Annotated in this window: 19 protein-coding genes; 8 read left to right on the top strand and 11 right to left on the bottom strand. The window is 68.8% G+C overall.

Going from position 1 to position 16660, the window contains the following annotated elements:
- Positions 1 to 22 precede the first annotated feature (22 nt).
- Positions 23 to 940, bottom strand: a complete 918-nt coding sequence (locus tag DFR74_RS24560) for an AraC family transcriptional regulator (protein WP_067505414.1) — start codon at positions 938 to 940, stop codon at positions 23 to 25.
- A gap of 96 nt (positions 941 to 1036) precedes the next feature.
- On the opposite strand from DFR74_RS24560, the gene DFR74_RS24555 reads away from it, so the two are divergent.
- The gene (locus tag DFR74_RS24555) at positions 1037 to 2074 is read left to right on the top strand and encodes a saccharopine dehydrogenase NADP-binding domain-containing protein (RefSeq protein ID WP_067505416.1); all 1038 of its coding nucleotides are present in this window, start codon (positions 1037 to 1039) and stop codon (positions 2072 to 2074) included.
- 51 nt (positions 2075 to 2125) lie between these two features.
- Entirely contained in the window at positions 2126 to 2536 is a 411-nt protein-coding gene (locus DFR74_RS24550; RefSeq protein ID WP_067505419.1) for a cupin domain-containing protein, read from the top strand.
- Here DFR74_RS24550 and DFR74_RS24545 read toward each other — a convergent pair whose 3' ends face one another.
- Both DFR74_RS24545 and DFR74_RS24540 read right to left on the bottom strand, forming a co-directional pair.
- Complete coding sequence (locus DFR74_RS24545; protein ID WP_084537407.1) at positions 2537 to 2869, bottom strand: hypothetical protein; 333 nt, start codon at positions 2867 to 2869, stop codon at positions 2537 to 2539.
- Positions 2869 to 4062 (bottom strand): Rieske 2Fe-2S domain-containing protein, encoded by a 1194-nt coding sequence (locus tag DFR74_RS24540; RefSeq protein WP_067505421.1) that lies wholly within the window; start codon positions 4060 to 4062, stop codon positions 2869 to 2871. The genes DFR74_RS24545 and DFR74_RS24540 overlap by 1 nt, the downstream gene beginning before the upstream one ends.
- Before the next feature lie 198 nt (positions 4063 to 4260).
- On the opposite strand from DFR74_RS24540, the gene hsaA reads away from it, so the two are divergent.
- From hsaA to DFR74_RS24515, 5 genes are all read left to right on the top strand, one after another.
- Positions 4261 to 5424: a 3-hydroxy-9,10-secoandrosta-1,3,5(10)-triene-9,17-dione monooxygenase oxygenase subunit gene (gene hsaA, locus DFR74_RS24535; RefSeq protein ID WP_067505424.1), complete on the top strand. Its 1164-nt coding sequence runs from the start codon at positions 4261 to 4263 to the stop codon at positions 5422 to 5424.
- A complete protein-coding gene (hsaD, locus tag DFR74_RS24530) occupies positions 5424 to 6308 on the top strand; it encodes a 4,5:9,10-diseco-3-hydroxy-5,9,17-trioxoandrosta-1(10),2-diene-4-oate hydrolase (protein ID WP_067505427.1) in 885 nt (294 codons plus the stop codon). The genes hsaA and hsaD overlap by 1 nt, the downstream gene beginning before the upstream one ends.
- 70 nt (positions 6309 to 6378) lie before the next feature.
- Entirely contained in the window at positions 6379 to 7284 is a 906-nt protein-coding gene (gene hsaC, locus DFR74_RS24525; protein WP_067505595.1) for an iron-dependent extradiol dioxygenase HsaC, read from the top strand.
- Positions 7285 to 7303: 19 nt separating this feature from the next.
- Positions 7304 to 7885 (top strand): 3-hydroxy-9,10-secoandrosta-1,3,5(10)-triene-9,17-dione monooxygenase reductase subunit, encoded by a 582-nt coding sequence (gene hsaB, locus DFR74_RS24520; protein ID WP_067505430.1) that lies wholly within the window; start codon positions 7304 to 7306, stop codon positions 7883 to 7885.
- 138 nt (positions 7886 to 8023) lie between these two features.
- Positions 8024 to 9295 carry a threonine/serine exporter family protein gene (locus DFR74_RS24515; RefSeq protein WP_067505434.1) on the top strand — a complete coding sequence of 424 codons (1272 nt, stop codon included), beginning with the start codon at positions 8024 to 8026 and terminating at the stop codon, positions 9293 to 9295.
- 130 nt (positions 9296 to 9425) lie between these two features.
- Here the strand turns inward: DFR74_RS24515 and DFR74_RS24510 are convergent, their stop codons facing one another.
- From DFR74_RS24510 to DFR74_RS24495, 4 genes are all read right to left on the bottom strand, one after another.
- Positions 9426 to 10193 (bottom strand): SDR family oxidoreductase, encoded by a 768-nt coding sequence (locus tag DFR74_RS24510; RefSeq protein WP_067505437.1) that lies wholly within the window; start codon positions 10191 to 10193, stop codon positions 9426 to 9428.
- Positions 10194 to 10247: 54 nt separating this feature from the next.
- Positions 10248 to 10574 (bottom strand): helix-turn-helix domain-containing protein, encoded by a 327-nt coding sequence (locus DFR74_RS24505; protein WP_067505440.1) that lies wholly within the window; start codon positions 10572 to 10574, stop codon positions 10248 to 10250.
- The gene (locus DFR74_RS24500; RefSeq protein ID WP_211334144.1) at positions 10574 to 10894 is read right to left on the bottom strand and encodes a type II toxin-antitoxin system RelE/ParE family toxin; all 321 of its coding nucleotides are present in this window, start codon (positions 10892 to 10894) and stop codon (positions 10574 to 10576) included. The genes DFR74_RS24505 and DFR74_RS24500 overlap by 1 nt, the downstream gene beginning before the upstream one ends.
- 114 nt (positions 10895 to 11008) lie before the next feature.
- Complete coding sequence (locus DFR74_RS24495; protein ID WP_067505443.1) at positions 11009 to 11338, bottom strand: ArsR/SmtB family transcription factor; 330 nt, start codon at positions 11336 to 11338, stop codon at positions 11009 to 11011.
- 83 nt (positions 11339 to 11421) lie between these two features.
- Between DFR74_RS24495 and DFR74_RS24490 the strand changes: the two genes are divergently transcribed.
- A complete protein-coding gene (locus tag DFR74_RS24490) occupies positions 11422 to 12177 on the top strand; it encodes an SDR family NAD(P)-dependent oxidoreductase (protein ID WP_067505446.1) in 756 nt (251 codons plus the stop codon).
- 89 nt (positions 12178 to 12266) lie between these two features.
- On the opposite strand, the gene dmpG is transcribed toward DFR74_RS24490, so the two are convergent.
- The 4 genes from dmpG to DFR74_RS24470 are packed head-to-tail and all read right to left on the bottom strand — an operon-like array spanning position 12267 to position 16651.
- On the bottom strand, positions 12267 to 13304 hold the full coding sequence (gene dmpG, locus DFR74_RS24485; RefSeq protein ID WP_067505449.1) for a 4-hydroxy-2-oxovalerate aldolase: 1038 nt from the start codon (positions 13302 to 13304) through the stop codon (positions 12267 to 12269).
- An 11-nt stretch (positions 13305 to 13315) separates the two neighbouring features.
- Positions 13316 to 14224, bottom strand: a complete 909-nt coding sequence (locus DFR74_RS24480; protein ID WP_067505451.1) for an acetaldehyde dehydrogenase (acetylating) — start codon at positions 14222 to 14224, stop codon at positions 13316 to 13318.
- Between the two features lie 11 nt (positions 14225 to 14235).
- On the bottom strand, positions 14236 to 15021 hold the full coding sequence (locus DFR74_RS24475) for a 2-keto-4-pentenoate hydratase (protein ID WP_067505454.1): 786 nt from the start codon (positions 15019 to 15021) through the stop codon (positions 14236 to 14238).
- 1 nt (position 15022) lies between these two features.
- Complete coding sequence (locus DFR74_RS24470; protein ID WP_067505598.1) at positions 15023 to 16651, bottom strand: FAD-binding protein; 1629 nt, start codon at positions 16649 to 16651, stop codon at positions 15023 to 15025.
- Positions 16652 to 16660: the final 9 nt, after the last annotated feature.

The raw sequence follows: 16660 nt of genomic DNA, 5'->3' as shown, positions 1-16660 counted from the left end.
GAGTTGTCCGCGATCACCACCATCACACCGCCATCAGCGGCGTCGAAGCTTCGGGGCGGCGATACCTCCCGGGCGCTCGGCCGTACCGGCGTTTGAACGCTTTGGCGAACGCGAATTCCGAGGTGTAGCTGACCTTTCGGGCGATGGCGCCGAGAGGCGCGTCGGTGTCGCGGAGCAAGCGGGCGGCGGTCAGCAGGCGCCAGCGCGTGACGTAGGCGAGCGGCGGTTCGCCGATGGTCGCGCCGAAGCGCCGGGCCAGGGTGGCGCGAGAGACTCCCGCCACGGCGCTCAGGTCGGCGATGGTCCAGGCGCGCGCCGGGTCCTCGTGCACGGCGCGCAGCGCGGCCGCCACCGCTGGGTCGGCGAAGGCGCCCGCCCACCCCGTCGGCCGATCCGACGTACGCTCCTCGAACCAGGCGCGCAGCAGGAACAGCAGCATGGTCTCGAGCAGCGCGGGCACCGCGGCGTCACTGCCCTGGCGCGGCTCCCCCACCTCGGCGGCGAGCAGGTCGATCGCCGCTCGCAGCGCCGGATGCCGCCCCGGCCGCGCGGGAAAGTGGAGAAACTCGGGCAGTTCGTCCAACAGCGGATGCGAGCGCTGCATGCCGAGTTCGTAAGCGCCGCAAAGTAGTTCGGTACGCAACCCGGGACCTGAACGTTCGCGGGGCTCGCCGGGCCGAGCGACCTCGGTCACCGGCGTGTCGAGCCCGTCGAGCAGATCGTGATCCGCCCCGCGCGGCATGAACACCACATCACCCGCTCCGAGCTCGATCGGCGCGCCGCTCGGCGGCACCAGCCAGCACGAACCGCGCAGCACCACATGGAAGCTCGCGCCAGGCACCACCGGATACCGCCGCCCCCACGGCGCGTGCCGGACGAACATACCGGACGCCGGATGCCCGGTCCGGATCGCGGCGATGGTCTCGCTCAAGATATCCACACCGCTCACGATACGCGCATCGCGTGAGTGTTCAAGACATGATTGTGAGTATTTGAGCCATTCAAAAGCTCGACGCACGGTCATAAATTCGTCCTCATGACAACGCAGAACCCCACCATCGCCGTCTACGGCCCCACCGGCCATACCGGCGGCTACATCCTCGCCGACCTGCACCGCCGCGGCGCCACCCCGATCCTGGTGGGCCGCAGCGAATCCCGCCTCCGTCAGGCCGCCCACGCGGCGGGCCTCACCGACCCCGACATCCGCGTCGCCACACTCGACGACCACCGCGCCCTCCTCACCGCCTTCACCGGCGCCGACGCCGTGATCAGTTCCCTCTCCGCCTACGTCGACAACGGCGCCCCCGTGGTGCGCGCCGCCATCGAGGCGGGCGCGCACTACACCGACCTCTCCGGCGAACAGGTCTTCCTCAGGCAGGTCCTGGACGAGAGCCCCGCGGCGGAGGCGGCGGGCGTCACCCTCGTCCCGGGCGCCACCGACAACAACGTGCCCGCCGACCTGCTCGCCCACCTCGTCGCCCGCCGCCTCGACGGCCCGGCCGACCTGGTGATCAGCCACCACAGCAAGAGCGGCGGCAACGGCTCGAAGGGCAGCGCCGCAACGGTGTTCGCGAGCCTGGACTGGTTCCGCACGGGCGGCTGGCACTACGCGGACGGCGCGCTGAGCACCGGCCCGTCCGACCGCACCGAACTCACCCTGCCCGGTGCCGAATCCCCCATCCCCGTAGGAAAATTCCCGCAGCCGCCGGTCGTCACCGTCCCCCGCCACTCCGAGGTCGCCTCGGTGACGGGCGTGCTCTCCAGCGCCATCCTCGCCACCCTCGGCTCGTTCACCGAGGAGCTCATCGCGCAGCTCCCCGACGCTCCGGACGCCGACCTGCGCTACGACGTGATCGTGGACGCCCACGGCCCGGACCGCACGGTCCGCGGCGTGTTCAGCGGCCTCGACTCCTACCGCGACACCGCCCTGCTCGCCGTCGAGATCGCGGTGCGCCTGGCCCGCAGCGGCGCGAAGCCCGGCGCGCTCGCCCCGGCCGAACTCGTCGACCCCGCCGCATTCCTCGACAGTCTCGCGACGTACGGCCTGAGCTGGCGCATCGAAGAACCCCGCTGACACGCCCGCCTTCACCTCGCGCCGGCGCGGCGTACCCGGCATAGTCGCGGGATGACCGACGAACGCCCGCCTTTGGCCGAAGCCCTGGATCTGCAACCGCATCCGGAAGGCGGCTGGTACCGCCAAACATGGCGTAGCCCGGTGGAATTCGATCCACCGGGCTACGCGGGCAAGCGGTCGGCCGGCACGGCGATCTACTTCTTGCTGATGCCGGACGAGCGGTCCGCACCGCACACCGTGGTCTCGGACGAGCTGTGGTTGTGGCATCGGGGCGGCCCGCTCGCGCTCGATATCGGCGGTGAGGAGGTCATCCTCGGACCCGATATCGAGCGCGGTCAGGTGTTGCAGGCGGTGGTGCCGGGCGGGACCAGCCAGTCGGCCCGCCCCCTCGGTGCGGAGTACGTCCTCGTGAGCTGCATAGTCTCGCCGGGGTTCGAGTTCGCCGACTTCCGCCTCGACTGACTACTTCGGCACCTCGATGACGCCTTCGTCCACGGCCCATTTGATGGTCTTGTCCAACTGCGGGCACGACTCCGGCCGTCCAGGGGCATTGCCGTTCGCGCACAATTTCGCGAACACCGGGCAGTGGGTCTGGGGAGGTTCCTTCCACTGCACGGAGGTCTGGTGCGAACTGGACTTGCGCACCAGCACCTCCGCACTGCACGACTGACACCGCAGCGGCGTCAGCCCCTCCTCCAGATAGTGGCGCTTGTCGACCACGGTCTGGGCCTGCACCGCCGCCCGCCGGGCGGGCTGATCGGCGAAATCCGGCGCTTTGGCCCAGGTCGCGGCCATCAGACACCGGCCTCCGCTTCGGCGGCCGCGTCGGCCTCGGCCTTGCGCCGCAGGTTCTCGGCGACCTCGGCCTCCCACGCCTCGTTGGCCTTGGTGGTGTCCACCTCGAACTCGAAGCGCTGGGTCATCTTCTCGGTCACCTCGGCCGCGTCCACGTAGAACTGGTCGTACCAGCGGCGCAGCTGGTAGACCGGTCCGTCCTCCTCGCACAGCAGCGGATTCTCGACCTTGGACTTGTGCTTCCAGATCTCCACGTCCTGGAGGAATCCGACGCTGATGCCCTCGGTCATCTTCTCGGCCAGCTTGTCGGCCATCTCGCCGTCGACGCCCTTGGGCTTCTCCAGCGTGATGCCCCACTGCAACACGAACGAATCCTGCGTCACCGGGTAGTGGCAGTTGATCAGGACGCTCTTGACCTCGTAGCCGCTGTAGATGTTGATCAAAGGGTTGATCATGTACGACGGCCCGAAGTACGACGCCTCCGATTTCAGCAGCGTGTCGCCCCCGTACTTCGACGCCATGCCGATGTCGGGCCTGCCCTTGGTCTCCAGGAACTGGGTGGCGATATGCCCCTCGAAGACGTTCTTGAAGTACGTCGGGAACGCGAAGTGGATGTAGAAGAAGTGGGCCATGTCCACCACGTTGTCGATGATCTCGCGGCAGTTGGCGCCCTCGATGAGCATCGAGTTCCAGGTCCAGTCCGTCCACCCGCTGTCCAGCTCTTCGCTGGGGCTGCCGTCGGCGGTGGTGTAGGGGCCCTCGATGTGCGGAATGGTGATCTCCGGCGGGGGCGGGTTGTTCTCGTGGTCGTGCCAGACGAACAACTGCCCGTTGCGTTCGAGGGTGATCCACTTGCGCGTGCGCGCCAGCGGCGGCACCCGCCGCGCGTAGGGGATCGCGGTGCATTTGCCCGTGGTGCCCGACCAGCGCCAATCGTGGAACGGGCAGGCGATGTCGTCGCCCTTGACCTCGCCCATGCTCAAATCGCCGCCCATATGCCGGCAGTAGGCGTCGAGCACCCGCAGCTCACCGCTGCCGTCGGCCCAGATCACCAGCTTGGTGCCGAACACGTTGACCGCGTGCGGCTTCCCGTCGCGGTAGGTCTTGGCCAGACCGAGGCAATGCCATCCCCTCGCGTAACGGGTCGGCGCGGAGCCCACATCGAGCTCGCGGACCTTCGGGGTAACAGCCATCGCGCTTCCTCCTCCTTCGGTACTAGAACACGTTACAAAAATGTCGCGTTCCATGCCAGCGATTCCGGCCACTTCCTGCACGGGCCCATCCACGACCTGGGATGAACACAGGTTCTCGACATAAATAAGAACCTGTTCTAGTCTCAGAGGCAAATGAGTACCGGTTACCAATCCGACCAGGCAGGAGCAGGTCCCGAGATGACGCAAGAAGTGACCGAGCGGATCGAAGCGCTGTTGCCGACCCTGCGCGAGCGCGCGCAGGAGACCGAGAACCTGCGCCAGATCCCCGAGGAATCCATCAAGGCGCTCCAGGCGGCTGGCTTCTTCCGGCTACTCCAGCCCAAGCAGTGGGGCGGACTGGCCGCCGACCCGGTCGTCTTCTACGACACGGTCCGCAAGATCGCCTCCGCCTGCGGCTCCACCGGATGGGTCGCGGGCATCATCGGCGTGCACAACTGGCACCTCGCCCTGTTCGATCAGCAGGCCCAGCAGGACGTGTGGGGTGAGGACAACGAGGTCCGCATCTCCTCGTCCTACGCCCCGATGGGCGCGGGCACCGTGGTGGACGGCGGCTACCGGGTGAGCGGCTCGTGGGCCTGGTCGTCGGGGTCGGGTCACGCCGACTGGACCTTCGTGGGCGGCCCGGTGATCAAGGACGGCAAGCCCGTCGATTTCGGCAGCTTCCTCATCCCGCGCTCGGACTACGAGATCGACGACGTCTGGCACGTGGTCGGCCTGCGCGGCACCGGTTCCAACACGCTCGTGGTGAAGGACGTCTTCGTGCCCCGGCACCGCTTCCTGAGCATGCGGACCATGAACGAGCTGAAATCGCCGGGCCTGGAACAGAACACGGACCCCGTGTACAAGATGCCGTGGGGCACCATCCATCCCACCACCATCTCCACGCCGATCGTCGGCATGGCCTACGGCGCGTACGCCGCGCACGTCGAGCACCAGGGCAAGCGGGTGCGCGCCGCCTACGCCGGCGAGCAGGCCAAGGACGATCCGTTCACCAAGGTGCGCGTGGCCGAGGCGTCCAGCGATATCGACGCCGCGTGGCGCCAGCTCTCGGGCAACGTGGCCGAGGAATACGCACTGTTGCGGGCGGGCAAGGAAGTTCCGTTCGACCTGCGGGTGCGGGCGCGTCGCGATCAGGTGCGCGCCACCGGGCGGGCGATCGCGTCGATCGACAAGCTGTTCGAGGCGTCGGGCGCGACCGCGCTGGCCGACAGCACTCCGCTGCAACGGTTCTGGCGCGACGCGCACGCGGGCCGGGTGCACGCGGCCAACGATCCCGAGCGCGCCTACGTCATGTACGGCACCCACGAGTTCGGCCTGCCGGTCACCGACGGGATGGTGTGATGACCGCGACCGAGGAACTCACCTACGAATCCACCTCGCGCTACGCGCAGGTGCGCCCCGACCTGAAGCTGCACTACCACGAGGCGGGCACCGGCAACGGGCCCACCATCGTGCTGCTGCACGGCGGCGGGCCGGGCGCGTCGTCGTGGTCGAACTTCGCGCGCAATATCCCGGTGCTGGCGCGGCACTTCCACGTGCTCGCCGTCGACCAGCCGGGGTTCGGCGAGTCCGACAAGCCCGTCGACCATCCGCAGTACTTCTCGCACTCGGCCTCGGCGCTGAAGGATCTGCTCGACCACCTCGGCGTCACCGAACGCGTACACCTGCTGGGCAATTCGCTGGGCGGCGGCGCGGCGGTGCGGTTCGCGCTGGACTACCCCGACCGCGCGGGGCGGCTCGTGCTGATGGGGCCCGGCGGGCTCAGCGTCAACGCGTTCGCGCCCGATCCCACCGAGGGCGTGAAGTTGCTGTCGCGCTTCAACTTCGAGCCCACCAGGGCGAATCTCGAAGCGTTCCTGCGGATCATGGTGTTCGACCAGAAGCTGATCACCGAGGAACTGATCGACGAGCGGTTCGCCTCGGCGAACACGCCGGAGTCGCTGGCCGCGACCCGCGCGATGGGTAAGTCGTTCTCCGGACCCGATTTCGAGCTCGGCATGCTCTGGCGCGACGCCTACAAGCTGCGTCAGCCGGTGCTGCTCATCTGGGGCCGCGAGGACCGGGTCAACCCGCTCGACGGCGCGATCCTGGCGACGAAGATGATCCCGCGCGTGCAGCTGCACGTGTTCGGCGGCTGCGGGCACTGGGCGCAGCTGGAGAAGTTCGACGAATTCAACCGGCTGGCAACGGACTTCCTGTCCGGGAGCGGCAAGGAGCGCCGATGAGCGACACTCGCGCAGCCGCACTTCGGCGCGACCGGGCGGGGACGCCGGCGCAGATTCAGGAGAAATGACCATGGGCATTCGATCGCTCGGCTACCTGCGCATCGAGGCCACCGATATGGCGGCCTGGCGCGAATACGGCCTCAAGGTGCTCGGCATGGTGGAGGGCAAGGGCGGCGACCCGAATGCTCTCTACCTGCGCATGGACGAGTTCCCGGCGCGACTGGTGATCGTGCCCGGCGAGCACGACCGGCTCCAGGTCTCCGGCTGGGAGACCGCCAACGCCGGAGAGCTGCAAGACATCCGGGACCGGCTCGACGCCGCGGGCGTGCCCTACAAGGAGGGCAGCGCGGCCGAGAAGGCCGACCGGCGCGTCTACGAGCTGATCCGGTTCGAGGACCCGTCCGGCAACACGCTCGAGGCGTTCCACGGTGTGGCGCTGGAACATCGGCGGGTGGTGAGCCCCTACGGGCACCGGTTCGTCACCGAGGAGCAGGGACTCGGGCACGTGGTGCTCAGCACCTCCGACGACGCGGCCGCGCTGACCTTCTACCGCGACGTGCTCGGCTTCCGGCTGCGCGACTCCATGCGGCTGCCACCGCAGATGGTGGGCAGGCCCGCCGACGGCGAACCGGCCTGGTTGCGGTTCTTCGGCTGCAACCCGCGCCACCATTCGCTGGCGTTCCTGCCGATGCCGACGCCGAGCGGGATCGTGCACCTCATGCTCGAGGTCGAGAACGCCGACGACGTGGGCCTGTGCCTGGACCGGGCGCTGCGCCGGAAGGTGAAGATGTCGGCCACGCTCGGGCGGCACGTGAACGACAAGATGCTCTCGTTCTACATGAAGACCCCCGGCGGATTCGACGTCGAATTCGGTTGCGAGGGGCTGGAAGTCGACGATCACGACTGGATCGCGCGGGAATCCACCGCGGTGAGCCTGTGGGGTCACGACTTCACGGTCGGCCAGCGGCAGCAGTGACACGCGACGAGGTACGGAGATGGACGTGACCACCGAGGCGAATCCCGAGATCGATCCGCGCCGGTTCCGCAACGTGCTGGGGCAGTTCTGCACCGGGATCACGGTGATCACCACCTTCGACGAGGCGGGCGCGCCCGTCGGGTTCGCCTGCCAGTCGTTCGCGGCGCTCTCGCTGGAGCCGCCGCTGGTGCTGTTCTGCCCCACCAAGGCGTCGCGCTCGTGGGCGGCGATCGAGAAGTCGGGGCGGTTCTGCGTCAACATCCTCGCCGAGGAACAGCAACCCGTCTGCGCGCGCTTCGGCTCCCGCGAATCCGACAAGTTCGCCGGAATCGACTGGCGCGCTTCGGACCTGGAGCTCCCGCTCCTGGACGACGCGCTGGCCACCATCCAGTGCACCGTGGACAGCGTCGTCGACGGCGGCGATCACTACATCGTGATCGGCCGCGTGCGGGCCCTGTCGGAGTCCACGGACTCCGGCAGGCCCCTGCTCTTCTACCGGGGGCAGTACACGGCGATCGAACCGGAGAAGACCACACCGGCCCCGTGGCGCGCCGACCTCGAGCACTTCCTTACCACCACCACGCTCGACACCTGGTTGTGAGCGCGGGGACTCCGCTCGGGTGGTGAATCCTCACCGATCCGCGCCGAGGCGGGTGTCGTTCCAGGAAGAACCCGGCGGGTACGCGATCGTGCGGCGTGGTGCGCATACCTCGCGGCCGTCCGGCTCTAGATTCGGCGCATGGGCGAGGACGAGCGGCGGCGGACGTGGGCGTCGCTGGATTTCCTGGTCAAGCTCGCGACCGCCATGCTCGAATCCGGGTACGCGACCGATCCGATGACGCAGACCGTGCGGTTGTGCGGGGCGGCGATGGGGTTGGAGCGGATCACCGTGGTGGGGATCGGGCGCACCGTCACCCTCGAATACCTGTGCGCCGACGGGCAGGCGCTCACCAGGACGGCGGCCGCCTCGACCATCGACGCCTTCGACTGCGACCGGATGAAGCGGTTGAAGAACGTGGCGCGCGAGGTGACCCTCTCCGGGACCGACCCCGACACCGCGCGGCGGATGCTCGCCGACGCCGAGCGCGGACCGCTGCCGTGGCCGTGGTGGTTCCTGCCGTTCGGAGGTTCGCTGCTGGCGCTGTGCATCGCGCTCCAAGTGGGCGGCACGGCCAAGGCCGCGGTGGCCGCCGCCGTCGTGCTCCCGCCGGTATACGCGCTGGGGCGCGGACTCGGGCGGCTGGCGATACCGCGCCTCTACGGCGTGGCCGTACAGACCGCGTTCGCGGCCGCGCTGGGCGGGCTGCTGCACGTGGCGAGCGCGATCACACTGACCGACACGGCGGTGCTCATCGCCACCAACTGGGTGCTGTTGGTGCCGATGCCGCAGCTGGTGTCCACCGCCATCGACGCGGTCAGCTCCGACGGGGTCGCCGCGCTGGCTCGGGCGGCGTCGGCGCTGCTCGTGGTCGGCGGGATCACGTTGGGCGGCGCGCTGGTTCTGGCCTTCTCGCAACGCTTTTCGTTCGGCGATCCGATCGATCCCACGCTGCCGCAGCTGTCGCTCCGGCTGGCGATCGGGTTCTCGATCCTCGGCGCGCTCGGCAACGCGGTCTTCAACGGCGGCGGGCGCGATCTGCTACTGCCCGCGGCCGGAGCCGGACTGCTGACGGCCGCCGTCAACCAGACCCTCATCCACGCGGGCAACATGCCGTCGGAGTGGTCCGGCCCGATCGCCGCGGCCGCCCTCGGTTTCGCCGCCGCCGCGTGCTCCGACCTGCTGCGCCTGCCCATGACCGCACTGGCCCTCGTCGGCATCACCGGCGCCCTTCTCCCCGGTCTCATCGTCTACCAGGGGCTGGTCATCGAACTCTTCCACACCTCGGGCGTGGGCTACTTCGTCCGCGCCTTCGCCGTCTGCGTGGGCCTCGGCGTCGGCGCGGCACTCGGCGTGATCCTGTACGTCCTGTTCCGCCGAATCCCCCTGCCGCGGAGACGAGCGGGCGGCTGAGTGTTGTTCGGCCGGCCGGTCTTTCGGGCCGGAGCGACGTCTCGGTGGGTCTCCGCTCCGCAGCCGCCCCCTGTCGCGACTGCGGAGCGGAGTTCGAGCACCGGTTGAATTCTATTGGGTCGCTAGGGGTTCAGGAGCGGCCGAAGTAAACGTCGGAGGGATTTCCGGCGACGTATTCCGACCAGGTGCGGGTGCCGTCGGCGTGGTCGGGGCAGGTGTTGCGGCCCTCGCGGTAGGCGCGGGCGATGCGGCCGGGGAGTGGGGTGCGCAGGATGCGGCGGGGGCCGGGGCGGGAGGCGCGCCAGGTTTGCGCCAGTTCGGCGAGGGTGAAGACCTCCGGGCCGCCGATGTCGGGAGCGCGGCCCAGGGGCTGGCCGTCGATGAGGTCGGCGATGCGGGCGGCGACGTCCTCGGTGGCGACCGGCTGGAAGCGGAAGTCGGTGGGCAGCGGGGCGATCGGCCAGCGCTCCACGGCGCGCAATACCGCGCCGATCAGCTCGTGGAACTGAGTGGCGCGCAGAATCGTATGCGGCACAGCGCTTTTCAGCACCAGATTCTCGCAGGCGACTTTGTTCCGGTAGTACCGCAGCGGGAAATGCTCGATGCCGACGATCGACACGTACAGGAAGTGCCCGACAGATCCCGACGCGGCCAGCAGGTTCTCGGTCTGCTTCGGATCCAGCCGCCCCGACTTCCGGAAATCACTGGCCGCGTGGATCACCGAATCCACCCCGTCGACCGCCGCGGCCAAACCCTCCCCCGTCGTCAGATCCCCCACGTGCGTCCCCGCGCCCGCCCGCCGCGACAGCACCCGAACCTCGTGCCCCTTCGCCCGCAGCAATGGCACGATCTGTCTGCCCAACGCCCCGGTCCCACCCACCACAAGAACATTACTCATGAGTAACTCCTACTCCGCGAGCACCGCCCCGCACAAGAAGCCACCCCAACGCCCTCATGCCGCACGGTGATGCGGCACCAACTCCACCCGAGAATCATCCTCGTCGATGGCGATATTGAGCGAAGCGTCCAACGCGCGAGCCAGCTTCGCCAGCAGGGGCAGAGTCGGCACCGCGTCGGAACCCTCGATCCGCGAAATCTTGGCCTGCGTCAGCCCGGCACGCTCGGCCAGCTCGGCCTGCGTGAGCCCGAGTTCGGTACGTCGCACATAGATGGCCTCGGCCAGCGCCATGGCGAGCCGGATCTCGGCCCGAACCTCCGCGACAGCTGACGCTTCGGCCGAAGCATCCCCGCGCAATCCGGTCCAACGGGTATGTGGCATCACAACTCTCCTCGGTCGATCACACGAATGAATTCGTCGTGCGCACGCCCATGCTCGGCTTCGCACGTCATTCGCGCCTTGATAGCTCGTTTCACCTCCGCGTCTTCACGGTCCTTCGTCTTTCTGAAGGTAGTGAGAAGCACAATCGTCCGAACATGCCTGAACCAGTAGGTGATCCGAATCGCAGCACCGTCGATGGTCGGCCGTAGTTCACGAACCCCGTCGCCGAGATATCGAGAGAACGGCTCGCCCAACGTTGTCGCGCGGTCGGCGAGCAACCCGACGTATTCCTCCACTTTGAGGAAGTGCTTGGCCGGCAACGACTCCAGCCAGACCCGAACCTCTCCGGTTCGATCTCGATCGAATACAGCGGATCCACAAACCGAGCATATATGTCGTTGACGACATACATGCCAGCCCGGGGCTGCCGCTCCTCAAGGGGCAGGCGGCGAAGCAATCCCTTCTCCGCCGGCAGCCGCCAGCAGGGCGGGGAGGAGGCCGGGGAAGCGGGCTTCTAGGTCTTCGTGACGGAGGGAGAGGTGGTGCTCGCGGCCGGCGATGATCTGGCGGATGACGCCGGCGTCGCGCAGGACGCGCCAGTGGTGGGTGAGGGTGGATTTCGCCATGCCGGGCAGGATCGAGCCGCAGGTGTGTTCGGCGCCGTCGGCGAGGGTGGCCAGGATGCGCAGGCGGACCGGATTGCCCAGGGCGGCCAGGACGTTCGCCAACTGGATCTGGTCGCGGTCCGGATGATTCGCCAACATGACGCTCACGATAGCTCGACTGTTGACGAACACTCGAACAGTACGTAGGTTCTCGTACATTCAAACTGAATGGAGGACCGGCGGTGGGTAACCGATTCGACGACAAGATCGCCCTGGTGACGGGCGCGACCAGCGGTATCGGCCTGGCGACCGCGCGGCGCCTGCACGCCGAGGGCGCGCAGGTGATCGTGACCGGCAGGGACCAGCGCAAGCTGGACGCGACGGCCGAGGAACTGGGCGATCGGGTGCTCGCCGTGCGCGGCGACGTGGCCGACCCCGCCGACCTGGACGCGCTCACCACCGCGATCCGCGCGCGCTTCGACCGCCTGGACGTGCTGGTCGCCAACGCGGGCATCGGCTCGTTCCAGCCCTCCGCCGAGGTCACCGAGGACGAGTTCGACCGCGTCGTCGGCATCAACTTCAAGGGCGTGTTCTTCACGGTGCAGAAGGCGCTGCCGCTGCTGCCCGACCACGCCGCCATCGTGCTCAACGCGTCGTGGGCGCTGCACCGCGGCGTCCAGGGCGCCGCGCTCTACTCGGCGACCAAGGCCGCGGTCCACAACCTCGCCCGCACGCTCGCCGCCGAACTCGCCCCGCGGCGCATCCGCGTCAACTCGGTCTCCCCCGGCTACATCGAGACGCCCTCGTATCGCGAAAACGTCTCCGCCGCAGCGAAATCCGCCGCCATCGCCGTGGTTCCGGCCGCCCGCCTGGGCACTTCGGAGGACGTCGCCGCGACGATCGCGTACCTGGCGTCCCCCGACGCGGCCTATGTCAACGGCCAGGACATCCTGGTGGACGGCGGGATGATCACCGCCGTCCCCGAAACCCGCCTCTGAGATCCACGCCCACCAACGAAACAGGCCGCGAACCAGAACGATTCGCGGCCTGCTCGGTACACCCCGCGCCGAACGCGGGACACCTGACCTCACGCGGGCACGGTGTTCTTCTCCCGCTGCAACTCGAGCGCGATATCGATGAGCTGATCCTCCTGCCCACCGACCAGCTTGCGCTGACCGGCCCGTACCAGCATCTCCGCCGCCGACACCCCGTAGCGCTCGGCCTGGCGCTCGGCGTGCTTGAGGAAGCTGGAATAGACCCCGGCGTAGCCCATCATGAGCGCCTGGCGATCCAGCAGGCATTCCTGCGGCATGGCGGGGCGCACCACGTCCTCGGCGGCGTCGGCGATGGCGAAGAAGTCGATGCCGGTGGAGATGCCGAGCTTGTCGCACACCCCGACCAGCGCCTCGACCGGCGTATTACCTGCGCCCGCGCCGAAACGCCGTGCGCTGCCGTCGATCTGGGAGGCGCCGGCGCGAATGGCGTAGACGGAGTTGGCGACCGCGAGATCGAGGTTCTCGTGACCGTGGAAACCCACCTGCGCGTCGGACCCGAGTTCGGCGACCAGCGCGGCCACCCGATCCGAGACCTGGTCCAGCACAAGGGCGCCCGCCGAGTCCACGATGTACACGCACTGGCAGCCCGCGTCGGCCATGATGCGCGCCTGCTTCGCCAGGAACTCCGGCGGCTGGGTGTGCGACATCATCAGGAAGCCGACGGTCTCGAGCCCGAGTTCGCGCGCCAGCCCGAAGTGCTGGATGGACACGTCCGCCTCGGTGCAGTGCGTGGCGATGCGGCAGATGGACGCGCCGTTGTCCTGCGAGATCTTGATGTCCTCCTTGACGCCCACGCCGGGCAGCATGAGCACCGCGATCTTCGCGTTCTTCGCCGTCTGCGCGGCGATCGTGATCAGTTCCTGCTCCGGGGTTTTGGAGAACCCGTAGTTGAACGAGGACCCGCCGAGCCCGTCGCCGTGGGTGACCTCGATGACGGGCACGCCCGCCCCGTCGAGCGCGGCGACGATATCGCGCACCTCGGCGGCGGTGAACTGGTGCCGCTTGTGATGCGATCCGTCGCGCAGCGAGGTGTCGGTGACGCGGATGTCGAGTTCTGCGGAATAGGCCATGGGAACGCTCCTTACACCCGTGCCGAGGTGATCTGCTCGGCGATGACTTCGCCGACCCTGGTGGCGGCGGCGGTCATGATGTCGAGGTTGCCCGCGTAGGGCGGCAGGAAGTCGCCTGCCCCTTCCACCTCCACGAACACCGAAACCTTCGCCATCCCACCGGAAACCACCGACGGCTCGTCGAACTGCGGTTCGTTCAGCAACCGGTAGCCGGGCACGTACTGCTGGATGTCGGCGACCATGCGGTGGATGGAGTCGGCGATGGCGTCGGTGTCGGCGTCCTCGGGGATCGCGCAGAAGATGGTGTCGCGCATGATCATCGGCGGTTCGGCCGGGTTGAGGATGATGATCGCCTTACCGCGCTGCGCCCCGCCGATCGTCTCGACGCCGCGACTGGTGGTCTTGGTGAACTCGTCGATATTGGCGCGGGTACCGGGCCCGGCCGACACCGACGACACCGACGCGACGATCTCCGCGTACGGCACGGGCACCACCCGCGAGACGGCCGCGACGATCGGAATCGTCGCCTGCCCACCGCAAGTGATCATGTTGACGTTCGGCGCTTCGATGTTCGCGTCGAGGTTCACCGGCGGCACCACGGCGGGCCCGACGGCGGCGGGCGTGAGATCGACTGCCCGGATGCCGGCCTCGGCGTAGCGGGGCGCGGCCGCCCGGTGCACGTACGCACTGGTGGCCTCGAAGATCAGATCCGGCTTCTCCGACTGCCCGAGCAGCCAGTCCACGCCTTCGTGCGAGGTCTCCAGCCCGAGGCCGCGGGCGCGCTTCAGGCCCTCGCTCTCGGGATCGATGCCGATCATCCAGCGCGGCTCGATGGCGTCGGAACGCAGCAGTTTGTAGAGCAGATCGGTACTGATATTGCCGGACCCGACGATCGCGGCGGTGACGGTCCCGATGGACACGACAGGGCCTCCTATACGAATTGCAGACGGACGGAACCGAGTCCGGCGAACTCGGCGTGGAACTTGTCGCCGGGGCGGGCGTCGATGGCGCGGGTGCACGAACCCGGCAGCACGATGTCGCCCGCCTTCAGCCGCACCCCGAACGAGGCGACCTTGCGCGCCAGCCAGGCCACCGCGATGACGGGATCGCCGAGCACCGCGTCGCTGCGCCCCTCGGCCACCACCTCGTCGTTGCGGGTGAGCACGGCGTCGATCCCCTTGATGTCGAGGTCACCGGGCGCGACCCGCTGCGCGCCCAGTACGTACCCGGCCGAGGACGCGTTGTCGGAGATGGTGTCGCACAGACCGATGTTCCAGTCCTTGATGCGCGAATCGATCAGTTCGATGGCGGGCGCGAACGCGACGGTGGCGGCGAGCACGTCGGCTTCGGTGCAGTCCGCACCGGGCAGATCGGCGCCCAGGACGAACCCCACCTCCACCTCCACGCGCGGGAACAGGTAGCGCCCGGCTTCCACCGGAACGTCTTCGTACACTTCCATTTCCGCGAGCAGGTGCCCGTAGTCGGGCTCGTCGACACCCATCATGCGCTGCATGGCCTCCGAGGAGAGGCCGACCTTGTGGCCCACCACCCTGGCGCCGGTGTCGAGCCGGCGGCGGATATTGAGGAGCTGGATCTCGTAGGCGTCGACCACGTCGATGTCGGGGTACCGCGCGACGAGCGGGTCGATGGCGACCTTCTCGCGTTCGGCCCGCGCGAGTTCGTCGGCGAGTTCGGTTCGTACCGCGTCGGACAGCACGCTAATTCCCTTCCGCTGTTGCTGATTCGTAGGTGAGGGCCGGTTCGCCCGCCGCGGCGCGTCCGGCGCGACGGCCGGAGAAGACGCAGTCGGCCAGCGACAGTCCGCTGACGTAGGAGTCCGAGCAGATGCCGACAGCCGTGCGCCCGGCCGCGTACAGACCCGGGATGTCCTTGCCCGCCGCGTCTTTCACCGCGCCCGTGTCGTCGTCGACGACCACGCCGCCGAGGGTGAGCATCGGGCACGGATTGGTGAGGCTGGGTTTGATCCCCACATCCAACAGCCAGAACGGGGCGCGCCGGACCGCGACGGTGAACTCCGCCGGTTTGCCCACCGGGTCCGGGGCGCCGTTCTCGATCGCCGCGTTGTGTTCGGCGACGGTGGCGCGCAGCCCTTGCGGATCGATACCGGCTTTGACGGCAATGGCTTCCAGCGTCGGGCCGCGCACGGCCGTGCGGCGCATCACCTCGAACTGCATGCGCTGGAACCAGGCGGCCTGCGGCCCGATCTGGCGGATCGCGGTGCGCATGAGGTCGGCGTCGGCCAGCAGCCAGCCCTTGCCCTCGTGTTCGGTGACGAGCCGGTGCCCGACGGCCGCGCCGTAGCGGGTCTCGTCGATCACGCGGCGCCCGCGCCCGTCCACCAGTACCGCACCCGTGAAAGAACTGGGCGGCAGGAGGAATCGCCATGCGGAGATGTTCGCCATGCGGTCGGTGGCGGCGCCCACCTCGCACGCCATGCGGATGCCGCTGCCGTCGTCACCCGTGGTGCCGAGCGGGAGACCGCCCTGGAAGCGGGCGTCGTGTTCGGCGACCATGGCGCGATTGGCGATGAAACCGCCCGCGCTGACGATGATTCCGCGCCGCGCCTGCACCCGGATCGGGCGGGCGTAACGGCGGTCGAGGTCGTCGAGGCGCTTCTCCAGCGCCGTGCGCAGCGGCGGGTAGTAGATGCCGGGCTTGGCCGCGATCTTCGCCATGCGGGTGTAGCGGTCGCGCACCCGTCCCGGCGCGTCGCGCAGAGAGAGGCATTCGACGCCGATCACCGAGCCGTTGTCGTCGGTGATCAAACGCGTTGCCCTGGTGAGTGTTTCGACCCGTACGCCGCACCGGGCGGCGCTGGCGGCGAGTGGGCCGGTGAGCTTCTTGCCCGAGGTGCCGCGCCCTTTCACCCGATGCCCGCGCTGCGCGGGTGCGGCGACCTCGCGGCCGTAGCCGGAGACCTCGCTGCCGGAGTAGTAGAGGTAGTAGTCGTCGTTCGGGTACGAGGTCTTGTACGGGCACAGCGACGCCTCGAACGGCACGCCGTGGCCCTTCAGCCACTCGATCATGGCGGGACTTTCGGCGACGAACCGGCGCAGGGTGCGCGGCGAGACCGCGCCGCCCACCTCCCGCTCGAGGTAGGCGAGCATCTGCTCCGGGGTGTCCTCGACGCCGCCCTCGCGCTGCACCGAGGTGCCGCCGCCCGCGTAGATGATGCCGCCGGAGAGCGCGGCGGCGCCACCCCCGTGGAAGCGCTCCAGCACCAGCACCTGCGCACCCGCGTCGGCCGCCTCCAGCGCGGCGCACGCACCCGCGGCGCCGAATCCGACGACGACCACGTCGGCGGTCAGGTCCCAATCGAGGGCCATGTAGTTCAC

Source organism: Nocardia puris, assembly GCF_003315035.1.
In the GTDB taxonomy this organism is placed as follows: Bacteria; Actinomycetota; Actinomycetes; order Mycobacteriales; family Mycobacteriaceae; genus Nocardia; species Nocardia puris.
The sequence above is the reverse complement of the archived record's forward strand: the minus strand, read 5'-3'. Positions and strand labels throughout refer to the sequence as shown.